This is a genomic window from Mycobacterium sp. GA-0227b (assembly GCF_001499855.1).
In the GTDB taxonomy this organism is placed as follows: Bacteria; Actinomycetota; Actinomycetes; order Mycobacteriales; family Mycobacteriaceae; genus Mycobacterium.
Map to the genome: position 1 here is coordinate 340,941 of NZ_LQIK01000012.1, position 13,866 is coordinate 354,806.

General features: G+C 68.2%; 14 protein-coding genes and 1 pseudogene. 6 read left to right on the forward strand and 9 right to left on the reverse strand.

Translation table 11 applies throughout. The annotated features are described in order from the left end of the window. The gene (locus AU185_RS12070; protein ID WP_059098042.1) at positions 1 to 687 is read right to left on the reverse strand and encodes a helix-turn-helix transcriptional regulator; all 687 of its coding nucleotides are present in this window, start codon (positions 685 to 687) and stop codon (positions 1 to 3) included. Between the two features lie 91 nt (positions 688 to 778). On the opposite strand from AU185_RS12070, the gene AU185_RS12075 reads away from it, so the two are divergent. From AU185_RS12075 to AU185_RS12100, 6 genes and pseudogenes are all read left to right on the forward strand, one after another. Beyond that, positions 779 to 1,237: a DoxX family protein gene (locus AU185_RS12075; protein ID WP_059098043.1), complete on the forward strand. Its 459-nt coding sequence runs from the start codon at positions 779 to 781 to the stop codon at positions 1,235 to 1,237. Positions 1,238 to 1,311: 74 nt separating this feature from the next. Further along, on the forward strand, positions 1,312 to 2,721 hold the full coding sequence (locus AU185_RS12080) for a WS/DGAT/MGAT family O-acyltransferase (RefSeq protein WP_059098044.1): 1,410 nt from the start codon (positions 1,312 to 1,314) through the stop codon (positions 2,719 to 2,721). Next, a complete protein-coding gene (locus AU185_RS12085) occupies positions 2,718 to 3,179 on the forward strand; it encodes a pyridoxamine 5'-phosphate oxidase family protein (RefSeq protein WP_059098045.1) in 462 nt (153 codons plus the stop codon). The genes AU185_RS12080 and AU185_RS12085 overlap by 4 nt, the downstream gene beginning before the upstream one ends. Next, positions 3,163 to 4,150, forward strand: a pseudogene (locus AU185_RS12090) (Acg family FMN-binding oxidoreductase). The gene AU185_RS12085 and the pseudogene AU185_RS12090 overlap by 17 nt, the downstream one beginning before the upstream one ends. 25 nt (positions 4,151 to 4,175) lie before the next feature. Then, entirely contained in the window at positions 4,176 to 4,811 is a 636-nt protein-coding gene (gene dosR / locus AU185_RS12095) for a hypoxia response regulator transcription factor DosR/DevR (protein ID WP_059098046.1), read from the forward strand. Beyond that, entirely contained in the window at positions 4,808 to 6,529 is a 1,722-nt protein-coding gene (locus AU185_RS12100; protein ID WP_059098047.1) for a GAF domain-containing sensor histidine kinase, read from the forward strand. The genes dosR and AU185_RS12100 overlap by 4 nt, the downstream gene beginning before the upstream one ends. Here AU185_RS12100 and AU185_RS12105 read toward each other — a convergent pair. The 8 genes from AU185_RS12105 to AU185_RS12140 all read right to left on the reverse strand — a co-directional run bounded on the left by AU185_RS12105 (position 6,526) and on the right by AU185_RS12140 (position 13,793). Next, the gene (locus tag AU185_RS12105; RefSeq protein WP_059098048.1) at positions 6,526 to 7,503 is read right to left on the reverse strand and encodes an Acg family FMN-binding oxidoreductase; all 978 of its coding nucleotides are present in this window, start codon (positions 7,501 to 7,503) and stop codon (positions 6,526 to 6,528) included. The two genes, AU185_RS12100 and AU185_RS12105, sit on opposite strands and share 4 nt — an antisense overlap. A gap of 111 nt (positions 7,504 to 7,614) precedes the next feature. Next, positions 7,615 to 8,562 (reverse strand): Ppx/GppA phosphatase family protein, encoded by a 948-nt coding sequence (locus AU185_RS12110; RefSeq protein ID WP_059098049.1) that lies wholly within the window; start codon positions 8,560 to 8,562, stop codon positions 7,615 to 7,617. Then, positions 8,555 to 9,052 (reverse strand): DUF501 domain-containing protein, encoded by a 498-nt coding sequence (locus tag AU185_RS12115; protein WP_059098050.1) that lies wholly within the window; start codon positions 9,050 to 9,052, stop codon positions 8,555 to 8,557. Before AU185_RS12115 ends, AU185_RS12110 begins: the two co-directional genes overlap by 8 nt. Next, entirely contained in the window at positions 9,045 to 9,746 is a 702-nt protein-coding gene (locus AU185_RS12120; protein WP_059098051.1) for an FtsB family cell division protein, read from the reverse strand. The genes AU185_RS12115 and AU185_RS12120 overlap by 8 nt, the downstream gene beginning before the upstream one ends. 15 nt (positions 9,747 to 9,761) lie before the next feature. Beyond that, positions 9,762 to 11,051, reverse strand: a complete 1,290-nt coding sequence (gene eno, locus AU185_RS12125; protein ID WP_059098052.1) for a phosphopyruvate hydratase — start codon at positions 11,049 to 11,051, stop codon at positions 9,762 to 9,764. An 86-nt stretch (positions 11,052 to 11,137) separates the two neighbouring features. Beyond that, positions 11,138 to 11,869 (reverse strand): lytic transglycosylase domain-containing protein, encoded by a 732-nt coding sequence (locus AU185_RS12130; protein ID WP_059098053.1) that lies wholly within the window; start codon positions 11,867 to 11,869, stop codon positions 11,138 to 11,140. A gap of 108 nt (positions 11,870 to 11,977) precedes the next feature. After that, entirely contained in the window at positions 11,978 to 13,078 is a 1,101-nt protein-coding gene (locus AU185_RS12135; protein WP_059098054.1) for a nucleoside triphosphate pyrophosphohydrolase, read from the reverse strand. 175 nt (positions 13,079 to 13,253) lie between these two features. After that, entirely contained in the window at positions 13,254 to 13,793 is a 540-nt protein-coding gene (locus AU185_RS12140) for a hypothetical protein (RefSeq protein ID WP_059098055.1), read from the reverse strand. Positions 13,794 to 13,866 lie beyond the last annotated feature (73 nt).

Sequence of the window (13,866 nt, forward strand, 5' to 3'; positions counted from 1 at the left end):
TCAGGCGTTCTCTGCGCGCTGATCGGACGCGCCGCGCACCAGCACACAGCACCTACCCTGGCGAGGGCTCAGTTCCGCGCGCGCCCCGGGACTCGAACTGCCCTCGATGACGCCCTCGACCAGCTGAAGGTTCAATCCGCACACGACCTCCAGGTGGTCCTTCGCAACGGAGTGGAACGGACAGTTGCGCAACGTGATAGAGCCGTCGGCGTCCGCCTGGGGTAGGTAGCCACAGTCGCGCAGCGCTTCCATCACGTCGCCGTCGGCATCAACGGCGGCCCGTCGCCCGGTGTCGCGGGCGGCGATCGTCAACGCCGACCGGACCGTCCCGCCGGTGTCCTGTTCGATCGAGGAGACGAGCAACCGCGCGAGCAACAGATAGTCGCGCGGCGGCACGCTGACGACGATCTCGTCCGCTGTGCGGGTGTAGAGCTTGGCGGGACGCCCGGCGCCGGGTCCGCCGCGACCGGCCGGCCGCTGGTAGCTGACGGCCAGCAGGCCGGCGTCGGCGAGCTTGTCCAAGTGGTAGGCGGCCAAGGTGCGGCCGATTCCCACCGCGGCGGCGGCCGCGTCGCGCGACACCGGCGCGCCGCGCTCCACGACATAGTCGTGCAACCGGCGGCGCAGAGGATCATCCAGGCTGTTCAGCGCCGTCAACGAGGCGGAGTCCGCGAACCGGCGGGCCATCTGCAAATTCTAACACTAATAACTATTGACAAATCTATGCCGCGGGTGTGGTCTAAAAGACATAAGTTGATGTTTTAGAAAGGGGTTCCCCATGACCACCTCGAACGTCCAGCCCGCGCCGGACCACGCGCCGACGGGTCCGCTGCAACGCGCCCGCACCGATCCCGCCTACGCGGCCTATCTGCTGTTGCGGATCGGATTCACCGCGCTGCCGATCCTGATGGGCTTGGACAAATTCACCAATCTGCTGACCGACTGGGAGGGCTACCTCGCGCCGTGGATCGTCGACCTCAGTCCTCTGACCGCGCACCAGACGATGCTGCTCGTCGGGGTGATCGAGATCGTGGCCGGCGTTGCGGTGGCGGTGAAACCTCGATACGCCGCCTACGTCGTCGCGCTCTGGCTCGCGGGGATCATCGTCAACCTGGTGAGCTACCCCGGGTTCTATGACGTCGCGCTGCGGGACTTCGGCCTGCTGGTGGGCGCGTTGGCCCTCGGGTGGCTGGCATCGGTGTACGACACGCCGCTGCACCGCCGCACCACACCGTGATGGTCAAGTAGGGACCGGCAAAGTAGGGACCTAAGCCCCTACTGCCGCGACCACCGGCGGCAGACAGTGGACGTATGGAGCAGCTCACCACCCTGGACGCGGGATTCCTGCAAGCCGAGGACTCCGACCCCCATGTGAGCCTCGCGATCGGCGCCATCGCCGTCCTCGCCGGACCGATGCCCGACTTCGACTCGCTCGCAACCGGTCTGGCCGAGCGGCTGATGGCGGTACCGCGGTTCAGGCAGACCCTGCGCATGCGTCCGCTCGATCTCGGTGCCCCGGAGTGGATTGAGGGCGCCGAGGTCGACATCTCCCATCACATCCGTCGGGCGGCGTTGCCGCGGCCGGGCGACGATGCGGCGTTGTTCCGTTGGGCCGCCGAGGTGATGGAGCGACGACTGGACCGCGACCGGCCGCTGTGGGAGTGCTGGATCGTCGACGGCCTGGCCTACAACCGGTGGGCGATGCTGATGAAGATCCACCACTGCATCGCCGACGGGGTGGCGGCGACGCATCTGCTCACCGGGCTCTGTGACGACCACGGCGGCGAGACGTTCGCGACGGCGATCCGCGCTGCGCACGCGCCGGCGCCGGGCGGCCTGCGGCTACCGGCGCTGTCGTTGAACCCGTTCGACTGGGTGGCCTCGGCGTGGCGGACGTCTCGAGGGGTGACGTCCGCCGCCGGCCAGGCGTTGCAGGGGGCGGTCGAAATCGCGGGTGGACTGCTGCGGCCCGCCGCTTCGTCGTCGCTGACCGGGCCGGTGACGAACATGCGCCGCTACGCCTCGGTCGAGGTGTCGCTGGGCGACGTGTCGCGGATCTGCGAACGCTTCGATGTCACGGTCAACGACGTTGCGCTGGCGGCGATCACCGACAGCTTCCGCACGATGCTGATGCGTCGCGGCGAGCAGCCCCGGAGCACGTCACTGCGCACGCTGGTGCCGGTGTCGGTGCGGTCCACCGACGCGGCCGACAAGCCCGACAACCGCGTCTCGGTGATGCTGCCCTACCTCCCGGTGGACAAGGCCGACCCGATCCAGCAGCTGCAGACCGTGCGCGCTCGACTGACCAAAACCAAGGCGAGCGGACAACGCGAGGCGGGCAGCATCTTCGTCGCCGCGGCGAACGCGATCCCGTATGCGCTCACGGCGTGGGCGGTTCGGACGCTGACCCGGCTCCCCCAGCGCGGGGTCGTCACGTTGGCGACGAATGTCCCGGGACCCCGCAAACGGTTGCGGCTCATGGGCCGAGAGGTCATCCGGTTGCTGCCCATCCCGCCGCTGGCGCTTCAATTGCGGACCGGCATCGCGATGCTGAGCTACGCTGACCACCTCGCGTTCGGCATCATCGGCGACTACGACGCCGCACCCGACGTCAACGAACTCGCCGACGGCATCGAGCGGGCGGTGAGCCGACTGGCCTGCCTGAGCGGCCATTGGCGCGCCACCCCGGTCGGCACCCTGGCGCTGGTGCAAGGAGGATGATCGCGGTGACCACGGGACATGAGCTGGAGGCACTCAACCGCAGGCAGTGTCTGGATCTGCTGCAAGGAGTCCGGGTGGGGCGGCTCGTCTTCACCGAGGACGCGTTGCCCGCGGTGCAGCCGGTGAACTTCCGACTGTGGCGTGACGACGTCGTGATCCGGGTCGCCGGCGGCCCGAAACTGGCCGCCGCCACCAACAATCAGGTCGTGGCGTTCCAGGCTGACGAACTCGATGCGGACCTGCGCACCGGTTGGAGTGTCACCGTCGTCGGGCACGCCGAGCCCATCACCGATGTCGAGGAGCTCGTCGAACTGTCCGGAACTTTTCTTCAGCCGTGGGTGGACGGACGTCGGGATCACTTCGTGCGGATCCGTACCGAGAAGATGACCGGACGTCGCTTCCGGGAACGCGGCGTGCCGCAGTATCGCGGAAGGGACGAAAATGTCGTCTCGTCCTGACACCACGACGGTCGACATCGAACTGATCGCCAACGCCGTCGAGTTGGCTTGCCGCGCACCGTCGTTGCACAACAGCCAACCGTGGCGGTGGGTGGTCGGCAATACGACGATCGAACTGCACGCCGACCGCAGTCGGGTGATCCGCTCGGCAGACAGCTCGGGGCGCGAGGCCCTCATCGGCTGCGGCGCGGCCCTCGACCACTTCCGCGTCGCGACGGCGGCGGCCGGCTGGAACACCACCGTCGAAACGTTTCCCGACCCGGACAGCATCGACCTCCTCGCGTCGGTGCGGATCAGTTCTCCGCGGGAAGTCACACCCGCGGTGCGTGAGCGCGCCGATGCAATTCCTGCGCCGGCGCACGGATCGGCTGCCGTTCCGGGCGCCCGGCGATCCGCTGGACCTGTTGTTACCGAACGCTTCCGACGAGAGGTTCTTCGTCGACGTCCTGGCCGCGCACACGCATTCCGAACTGGCCGAGGCTGCGCGGCTCACCGAGTCGCTGCGTTCCGCCGACGATCTCTACCATCGCGAACTTCAGTGGTGGACCGCGCCTTTCCGGCTGTCCGAAGGTGTTCCGCCGAGCGCCCTGGTGTCCGAATCGGAGCGGCGACGGGTGGGCGTCAACCGCAACTTCCGGCCCAGTGGTCATCTCGACCGCCGGTCTGTGACCGCGCACGACCAAGCGGAGATCCTGGTTCTGTCCACTCCGGCGGACACCCGCGAGGACGCCCTCAACTGCGGTCAGGCGTTGTCGAGATTGTTGCTGGACCTCACGATCGCCGGGCTGGCGACCTGCCCGATGACGCACCTCACCGAGGTCGAGGCCGGTCGCGACGCCGTCCGCCGGCTGACGGGCCGCAACGCGGTGCCGCAGGTGTTGATTCGCGTCGGGAAAGCGCCCACCATCGAAGAAACGCCGGCACCGACACCGCGGCGGTCGGTACGGGAAGTCATGGAGACTCGCCGCTAACGGTGCTGAGTTGGGAGGGCTTCGCGTGGTCACGGTCTTCTTGGTCGACGACCATGAGGTCGTCAGGCGCGGCCTGGTCGACCTGCTGGCATCGGATCCGGAACTGAAGGTCGTCGGCGAAGCCGGGTCCGTCGCCGAGGCCATGGCCAGAATCCCCGCCGTACGCCCGGATGTCGCCGTCCTCGATGTGCGCCTGCCCGACGGCAACGGCATCGAACTGTGCCGCGACCTGTTGTCCGACCTGCCCGATTTGCGCTGCCTGATGTTGACGTCGTACACCTCCGACGAGGCGATGCTCGATGCGATCCTCGCCGGCGCCAGCGGATTCGTCATCAAGGACATCAAGGGGATGGAGCTCGCGCAGGCCATCAAGGACGTCGGCGCGGGCAGATCACTTCTCGACAACCGCGCCGCGGCGGCGTTGATGGCGAAGCTGCGCGGCTCGGCCGACCGCAAGGACCCCCTTTCCGGGCTGACCGAACAGGAGCGGACACTGCTCGGGTTGCTCGGCGAAGGGCTGACCAACAGGCAGATCGCGGCGCGGATGTTCCTGGCGGAGAAGACCGTGAAGAACTACGTGTCGCGGTTGCTGGCGAAACTCGGCATGGAGCGCCGGACCCAGGCAGCGGTCTTCGCATCCAAACTGGACCGGAAACCGTGACCGACCCGACTGCGCCGAACCGGTCGAGCGAAGGTCGGTCGCTACGTAATACGTTGTCGCAGCTGCGGCTTCGCGAACTGCTGGCCGAGGTGCAAGACCGGGTCGGTCAGATCGTCGAGGGCCGCGACCGCCTCGACGGCCTGGTGGACGCCATGCTGGTGGTCACCGCGGGCCTGGAGTTGGATGCGACGCTGCGCACGATCGTGCGCACCGCAAGCGAACTTGTCGACGCCCGGTACGGTGCGCTCGGCGTTCGCGGCGACGGCCACGAGTTGGTCGAGTTCGTCTACCAGGGAATCGACGAGCCGACGCGCGACCTGATCGGGCACCTGCCCGAAGGCCGGGGTGTGCTCGGCGTGCTGATGGATGATCCGAAACCCATTCGGCTGGAGGATATTCGACAGCATCCGGCATCTGTCGGCTTTCCCCCGCATCATCCGCGGATGTCCACCTTCCTCGGGGTTCCGCTGCGGATCCGCGACGAGGTGTTCGGCAATCTGTATCTCGCGGAGAAAGCCGATGGTCGACCGTTCAGCGAGGACGACGAGATTCTGGTCGAAGCGTTCGCCGCCGCGGCCGGCATCGCGATCGAGAATGCGCGCCTGTACGAGCAGTCCCGGGCCCGGCAGTCGTGGATCGAGGCGACCCGCGACATCGCCAACGAGATGCTGTCCGGTGCCGAGCCTGCGGCGGTGTTTCGGCTCATCGCGGCGCAGGCGCTGAACCTGACCGGCGCGGACGCCACGGTCGTCGCGATGCCGGTCGACGTCGACCTTGCGGCGGCCGATGCCGTCGAGCTGTCGGTGGCGGCCGTCGCCGGCGCGCTGGGCGGCGAACGGTGCGGCACAATCATTCCCGTCCCCGACTCACCGATCGGTAAGGCGTTCCTCGACGGGATCCCGCGCAAGTTCGGATCCGTCGACATCGGCGTCGGTGCCGGCGTCGGACCCGCGCTCGTGCTGCCGCTTCGCGCCACCGATGCGGTCGCCGGCGTGGTGGCCGCGGTTCGAGGCGAAGACGCGTACCCGTTCACCTCTGAACAGCTCGAGATGATGGCCGCCTTCGCAGATCAAGCCGCGCTCGCCTGGCAACTCGCCACCTCGCAGCGCCGGATGCGCGAACTCGACGTGCTGACCGATCGGGACCGCATCGCACGTGATCTGCACGACCATGTCATTCAGCGGCTGTTCGCGGTCGGATTGTCTTTGCAGGGCACGATTCCGCGAGCGCGGTCGGTGGAAATCCAACAGCGGCTGACCGACTGCGTGGACAATCTGCAGGAGGTCATCCAGGAGATCAGGACCACGATCTTCAATCTGCAGAGCGCCCCGTCGGTCGCGACGCGGCTTCGCCAACGGCTGGACGCGGCGGTCGACGAGTTCTCCGATACGGGGCTGCGAACCACGGTGCAGTTCGCCGGGCCGCTGTCGGTCGTCGACGCGACGCTGGCTGATCACGCCGAAGCCGTTGTGCGAGAAGCCGTCAGCAACGCGGTTCGGCATGCGCAGGCGACGACGATGACGGTCGGTGTCCGGGTCGACGACAACCTCACCATCGAGGTCGCCGACGACGGCCGTGGCGTTCCCGACGACATCACCGGCAGCGGGCTGGCGAACCTGCGCAAGCGCGCCGACGAGGTCGGCGGGGCGTTCACGCTCGAGCACCGTCCGCAAGGCGGCACGCTGCTGCGGTGGTGGGCGCCTCTGGCCAGGAACTAGTCCGGCCACTCGACGACGTCGGCCAACGCACGCCGCGGTGTGGACGGCAGCGGATCGGCGTTCACCGGCGCCCAGCCGATGCGCAACAGCATCTGCGGATAACCGCTGTCGCCGAACACGTCCTCCCTCAAGGCCTCCCGCGTTTCGGCGATCTCGAGGGGTTCGGTGACCGGGCAGCTCGCCAACCCCAGCGCGGTTGCCGTGAGCAGCGTCAGGCTGGTGGCCTCACCGGCGCGCAGCCTGGCCAGCGGGCTGTCGTCCTTGGTGCCCAGCGCCAGCACCGTCGCCGAGTCGTCTTCTGGCGACACCTCGGGCGGCTGGGCCAGCGCGGGACCGGCGAAGAGGCGCCCCGGGAGCGCGGCGGCCGGATTCGACTGCGGAATGTTGCGGGCGGGCACCCCCGCCAGCGATGCGTGGCGTCCGCTCCACACGGTCAACTCGCGCAGGTAGTCCTCGTTCGAGACGTGCTGCTGCACAGCTTGGGCGACAATGTGTTGCAGCTTCGGAAGCAACGCGACCTCCCGCAACATCACGCCGCACCGGGCGGCCCGTGCACCCATCAACGCGATGTCGGCCTCCGGGACGCACCACGAGTTGTAGAGCCTGCGGTCGGTGCGTCGCCTCGGGAACGCCGCTGCCAGGACCACATCCACCTCGCCGGCGGTCCGGGGCCGCACCTCGATGGCGGCCAGGTGCTGCGGTTGCGCGGGATTCGGGAACCGGTGAACTTTGGCGTGCCAGCCGAGCGCCGCCAACGCGACCACCGCGTGGTGCAACGCGATTCCGCAACTCAACAGCAGATCGCGGCTGTCGGGATCGGCGTTGTGCAGCTGCCGGTCCAGATCGGCGTACAGGTGCAGACTTTCGTCTCCGACCCGCCACCGCCACGGTTGCGAATTGTGGATGGAGGGCGCCCTGGTGGCGAGCGACAACGCCGTGCGGATGGTGTCGCGATCCGGAAAGTGAGCGGTCATGGCGGTTCGTGCGCTTCCTGTGTGATTCGTTCTCGTACTCCACAATGGCTCGCGCCGACAGCACCGGACTAGGGACGAAGGTCCTCGATGTGAGGAAAATTGCGTCGGCGGTCAGTCGGCGATCGAAAGCGCGATACCGTCGAGGATGTCGTGCTCGCTGACGGTCAACTCGTCGATGCCGGCCCGCTGCCGCAACGCCTGCGCCAACTCTTCGACGATGATCGCGCCGCCACCGATGACGTCGACGCGGCCCTCGTGCATCGGTCCGAGCGCTGCGCGCCGGCTACGCGGCATCGCGATCAGCTCGTCGCATACCCTCAGCAGTTCGCCGAACGGAACCCGCGACCGGTGAATGGCGGCCGCATCGTACGCCGGCATCCGGTGCGCCAGCGCCGACAGCGTGGTCATGGTGCCCGCCACCCCGACCCAGGTGCGGGCCTGTTCGACCGGCACCGCGCCGAACGCCTCGGCGAGCCCGGCGCGGACCACCTCTCGCGCGGAAGCGACCTCGGTGGGGGTCGGCGGATCGGAGTGCAGGCACCGTTCGGTCAGCCGGACGCAGCCGATGTCGGCCGAATAGCTGGCGGTCACGTCGGCGCCGCCGGTGCCCAGCACCACCTCGGTCGAACCGCCGCCGAGGTCGACGACCACGAAAGGTGCTGCGGCGGCGTCCAGTTCGTCGACGGCGCCGCGGAACGACAACGCGGCCTCCTCGGTTCCGGTGATCACCTCGGCGACCGCACCCGGCGCCACCGCGCCCAGCACCTCGGCCGTCATCGCGAAGAACACGTCGCGGTTGGCGGCGTCCCTGGTCGCCGAGGTGGCGACCATGCGCACCTTCGACACGTCGTGGCGGCGCATCAGGTCGGCATAGTCGATCAGCGCCGCCTTCGTCCTGTCGAGTGCGTCGGCGGCGAATTGCCCTGTGGCGTCGACTCCTTGGCCCAGCCGGACGATCCGCATCTCGCGGTGCACGTCGGTCAGCTTGCCGTGCACCCGGTCGGCGATCAGCAGCCGGATGGAGTTGGTACCGCAGTCGACGGCGCCGACCCTATTCATCAGACCACCTTCCGGGCTCGAGGACGCCGTCCATGGCCGGGTCGTCGGCCAGTGCGGCCAGCGCCTCGTCGCCGAGCGGGTTGGTGCCGGGCCCCTTCGCCAGGGAGTGGGCCATCAGCACGTGCAGGCACTTCACCCGGTCCGGCATGCCGCCGCCGGAGAACGTCGTGCGCAACGGTTCGATCGCGTCTCGCTCGGCGAGATACGATTCGTGCGCCTTCCGATATGCCTGCGCCAGTTGCGGATCGGTCTTGAGGCGTTCGGTCATCTCCCGCATCAGCCCGGAGGACTCCAGCCTGCTGGCGGCCGCGGTAAGCGCCGGATGGGTCAGGTAGTACAACGTCGGAAACGGTGTTCCGTCCGGAAGTTTCGGCGCGGTCTTGACGACCCCGGGCTCGCCGTTGGGACACCGGTAGGCGACCTCGAGCACGCCGCGGGGTTCACGACCCAGCTGCCGCGCGACGGCGTCGAGGTCCGAGCGCTCAACCACCGGGAGCGGGCGGGGCGGGAGACGGTGGTTCGGGCGCACCGGGCACGGGCGGTGGCGCCCCCGGCAGGGGTTCGGGCGAAATCCCGTGCGGCGCATCGGCGATCGTGTGCCACAGCGCCGTGTACCACGGCTGGTCGCGGTGTGCGGCCGTCGGTTCTTCGTCGGGTGCGCCGGGCACGGCGGCGTTCGCGGGCAGCTGTACCTGGTACGGGATCTCCCCGGGCATGACGAAGCCCAGACGCTCGCGGGCCTGCGCCGCGATGAACACCGGGTCGGCCAGTTTCACCTTCTGCTGCTCGAGGTCGGCGATCTGGGCGCGCAACTGCTCTTCGGTGGCCTTAAGTTGCTTCATCTCGGTGCGCTGCGCGAAATAGGTGCGCACCGGTCCGGCGATGGTGAGCGTCAGCACGCACACCACCGCCGCGAGGATGGCTGCGCGCCGCGCCGCTGAGCCGAACCGCTGCTCGGACTGCTGTTCCGCCGAGTCTGCGATCGCGCGCCGGATGACGACGCCGGTGTCCTTCGGCTGGGACTCCGGCGACGCCTCGGCGGCGGGTCGCGATTCGGTACCTCGCGGCTCACGGCGTGCCGCCGTGCGCGGACGGCCCTTCCCGACGGCGCCGGCCTTGCCCGACTTACCTGGTCGGGAGGTCGGTGACCGACGCTTCGGGTCGGGCCGTTTCGCTTCGGGCACGGGCTATTTCACGGCCTATTTCGAGTCCAGCGCAAACCGTGGGAACGCCAGGTCGCCCGCGTAGCGGGCGGCGTCGCCGAGGTTCTCCTCGATGCGCAGCAGCTGGTTGTACTTGGCGACGCGTTCGCTGCGGGCGGGTGCGCCGGTCTTGATCTGCCCGCTGCCCACCGCGACCGAGAGGTCGGCGATCGTCGTGTCCTCGGTTTCGCCGCTGCGGTGACTCATCATCGTCCGGTAGCCGCTGTTGTGAGCCAGCGCCACCGCGTCGAGCGTCTCGGTCAGCGTGCCGATCTGGTTGACCTTCACCAGAAGCGCGTTGGCGGCGCCCTTTTGGATGCCGTCCTCGAGGCGCTCCGGGTTGGTGACGAACAGGTCGTCGCCGACCAGCTGCACCCGGTCCCCGATCGCCGACGTCAGCGCGACCCACCCGTCCCAGTCGTCCTCCGACAGCGGATCCTCGATCGAGACCAACGGATAGGTGTCGAGCAGGCCGGCGTAGAACTGGCCCATCGCCTCGGCGCTGCGTACCTCGTTCTCGAACGTGTAGCCCTGCCCGTCGGAGTAGAACTCGGTCGCGGCGACGTCGAGCGCCAGCGCCACATCCGTGCCGGGTTTGAAGCCGCTCGCCTCGATCGCGGACAGGATGAGGTCGAGTGCGGCCTTGGTGCCCGCGACGTCGGGGGCGAACCCGCCCTCGTCACCGAGACCGGTCGCCAGCCCCTGCTTCTTGAGCACCGACTTCAGCGAGTGGTACACCTCGGCGCCCCAGCGCAGCGCCTCCTTGAACGACGCCGCCCCGATCGGCGCGACCATGAACTCCTGCACGTCGACGCCGGTGTCGGCGTGTGCGCCGCCGTTGAGGATGTTCATCATCGGCACCGGCAGGATGTGGGCGTTGGGGCCGCCGATGTAGCGGAACAGGTCGAGATCGGCCGCGTGGGCCGCGGCCTTGGCCACGGCCAGCGAGGCGCCCAGGATCGCGTTGGCGCCGAGCCGCGACTTGTCGGGCGTGCCGTCGAGATCGAGCAGCGCCTGGTCCACGAGCCGCTGATCGTCGGCCTGCAGTCCGATGATCGCCGGACCGATCTCCTCGAGCACGGCTTCCACGGCCTTTTCGACGCCCTTGCCGCCGTAGCGGGAGCCGCCGTCGCGGAGCTCGACCGCCTCGTGTTCACCCGTCGACGCACCCGACGGCACCGCGGCGCGCGCGAACGAGCCGTCTCCCAGCAGAACCTCGACCTCGACCGTCGGGTTTCCCCGGGAGTCGAGGATTTCTCGGGCTCCGACCTGATCGATTGTGGGCACTGGCGTCTCCTCGGGTGTCCGTGTTGTCTCGGCGGTGGTGCGCCGTCAACCGACGAGCCTAGAGCCTCACTGTTCGCCCGGCGTGTTTAGAGGGGGTGTCCGTTGGCGTAGGCGGTGGCCCAGTCGCGCACCGTGCGCGCGTACTGGTCGGAGAGGTTGTAGGCGCGTAACGCGTTCATCCACCCGCGCGGCGTCGCAAGGTCCTTGCCGGTCCAGCACAGATACCCGGCCGCCGACAGCGCGGCGTCGTCGATGTTGTCGGCGCTGATGTGGCCGTCGTTGTTGGCGTCGACGCCGTAGTGCTGCCAGGTCTCGGGGATGAACTGCATCGGCCCCATCGCCCGGGCGAACTGCGAGTCGCCGTCGTGGCTGATCGCGGCGTCGTCGAGGATTTCCAGGTTTCCGTTGGTGCCGTCGAGCCAGACGCCCCGGATGGGCGGCTTGACGTCGCCGTTCGCCTCGATGGCCGCGCCGCGGTAGGTGCCGTGGTGGCTTTCCACCTGGCCGATACCAGCCAGCGTCGTCCACGCCAGCTTGCAGTCGGGGTTCTCCACCTCAGCTACCCGGGCCGCGTAGGCGTAGGCCTCGAGGGCGGCGACGGGGATGCCCAGCTTGGGCGAGCGTTCGGCGGCCCAGTCTCGGAGTTGATCAGCCGGGCGGCCCTTGGCGTAGGTGTCGATCTTGGGCACCGGATCGCCCGGCGGCGGGGGTACACCCTCGGGGATGGGTGTACCCAGCTGCCACGAGCAGCTCGAAGCCAAGAGCAGCGCCGTCGCACCCAACACGGCGACAGCACGCAGCCAACGCACCGGCGACACTAAATCCCCTCAACCAACTTCGGTTGCTGCCAATGTTCCCACGCGTCCCGGACGCGGCGGCTCAGCGGAGTGAGCGATTCGGGCGCGCAAATGATCGTTCAGCGGTTTTCAGCGCGCCGAATCCGCTATTTGTTCGACTTCGGTCTGAGCCTCGTCGGCCGCTTCCACCGCATCGGCCTCTTCCGCCTCCTCAGCCGCATCCACCTCATCTGATTCTTCGGTCTCGATAACTTCATCGGCGTCGGCATCGTGGTCGTTTCCGGCCTTCTCGCCGGACGGCCAGTGCGCGCGCCACTCCTCCTCGGTCACCTGGCCCAACGACGTGGCGTCGAGTTCCTCGGGAACGTCGTCGCCGCGGCGGCTGACCGCGACCGCGTGCTCGGCCCGCCGGACGGCTTCCATGAACTCCAGGGTGGCCGACCGCAACGTGTTCTCGGCATCGCTGCCCGCCGACACGGTCACCGTCGTCATCGCCGTTGGGACGAGGTCTGCGGGCAGCCCGGCGGCGCTGACCCGTTCGATCACCTTCTGCGTCAATGCCAGAGCGGGCTGGCCGGTCGGCACATCGTCGATAACTGAGAAGCGGGACTTCGCTCTCTTCTCTAAAGCCTTGCGTTCTTCCCACTGCGCGAGCTGTTCGTCCAGCGAGATCGGTTCACCGGCGAGCACCGCCGGCACCCGGTTGCCCAGCTTGCGCACCAGCGAATCGGCGACGTCGTCGATGCTGAACGGATTCTGCGGCGCGTCTTCGGCGATGCGGGCGTGAAAGAGCACCTGCAACAACACATCTCCGAGTTCCTCGCGCAACGCATCGGCGTTGCCGCTGCGCACCGCGTCGAACACCTCGTAGGTTTCCTCGAGCAGATAGCGCCGCAGCGAGTCGTGCGTCTGCTCGCTCTCCCACGGTCCGGAGGTACGAAGCTTGTCCATCATCGCGACCGCGTCGACCAGGCGCTCCCCCGGCGCGGCCTCGGGCGCGGAGATCACTTTTTCGCCGGTGGCCAGCCGGGCCTTGACCGCGGGGTGCTCCGGGTCGGAGGACAGCAGCACCGGTGCCTGGTCGCCGTCGTAGGCGGGTCGCGCGGAGGGCAACGACCACGGCACCTTGATCGGCATCTCCTCGGTGTACTGAACGTCACCGGCAAGCAGATCGATCGCGTCGATGGGGATCAGTGACGGGCGGCGGGGGTCGACCAATACGACGGTCATCGGGCTGCACCCCCTCACGCTTGTCGACGAGACCGCTGATCTCTCGGTTATACCAACCCATTGTCGGGCCTCGGCGCCTGCCGAGACCTGGCAACGCGCGCTTCACCGTCACCGGGTGGCTCCGACAGAGGATGGCCGCCCTGCCGGGAAGGCAAGGCGGCCATCGTGTCGTGACTTAGGACTCCGACGGGAACGGGTCGTCCGGGATCTCCCAGTGCCCCGGCGCCTCGTCGAAGAACGGGTTGACGATGCCGTTCACCTCAGGCAGCTTCTTGAGCTGGCCCGGAGGGATTCCGAAGAACGGGTTCGGGATCCCGTTGATGAACGCTGCGTTCTTCAGCTGTCCCGGCGGGATGTGCCCGTTCGGAAGCTTGAAGTAGTTGTCTACCTCGGGAAACTCCACGTCGGGAAGGTTCACATCCGGCACGTCGACGTCGGGAACGTTCACATCCGGCACGTCGACGTCGGGCACGTTCACATCCGGCACGTCGACGTCGGGAACATTCACATCCGGCACGTTCACGTCGGGAACATTGACGCCCGGAACGTTGACATCGGGGATGTTCACGTTCGGCACGTCCACGTTCGGGATGGCCGGCACAGGTACGGGCGGCGGCGGCGGGTCGGCCTGTGCGAGACCCGCACCCAGGCCGAGCGAGCCGAGTCCGAGTGCACCGGTCATCGTCGTGGTTACAGCCAACTTCTTGAAGTTCATCGTTCACTCCTTCGCCTTGCGTCATCGCGACGCGCACCAACAGGCTCGATGGCAATCGCGTGATGTTCGGTTT

What these genes read in the sequence shown, in the direction of transcription:
- AU185_RS12105 (WP_059098048.1), bottom strand. Translation starts at nt 7,503, where the DNA reads ATGACCGCTCACTTTCCGGATCGCGACACCATCCGCACGGCGTTGTCG.
- AU185_RS12110 (WP_059098049.1), bottom strand. Translation starts at nt 8,562, where the DNA reads ATGAATAGGGTCGGCGCCGTCGACTGCGGTACCAACTCCATCCGGCTG.
- AU185_RS12070 (WP_059098042.1), bottom strand. Translation starts at nt 687, where the DNA reads ATGGCCCGCCGGTTCGCGGACTCCGCCTCGTTGACGGCGCTGAACAGC.
- AU185_RS12135 (WP_059098054.1), bottom strand. Translation starts at nt 13,078, where the DNA reads ATGACCGTCGTATTGGTCGACCCCCGCCGCCCGTCACTGATCCCCATC.
- AU185_RS12140 (WP_059098055.1), bottom strand. Translation starts at nt 13,793, where the DNA reads ATGAACTTCAAGAAGTTGGCTGTAACCACGACGATGACCGGTGCACTC.
- AU185_RS12085 (WP_059098045.1), top strand. Translation starts at nt 2,718, where the DNA reads ATGATCGCGGTGACCACGGGACATGAGCTGGAGGCACTCAACCGCAGG.
- AU185_RS12075 (WP_059098043.1), top strand. Translation starts at nt 779, where the DNA reads ATGACCACCTCGAACGTCCAGCCCGCGCCGGACCACGCGCCGACGGGT.
- AU185_RS12080 (WP_059098044.1), top strand. Translation starts at nt 1,312, where the DNA reads ATGGAGCAGCTCACCACCCTGGACGCGGGATTCCTGCAAGCCGAGGAC.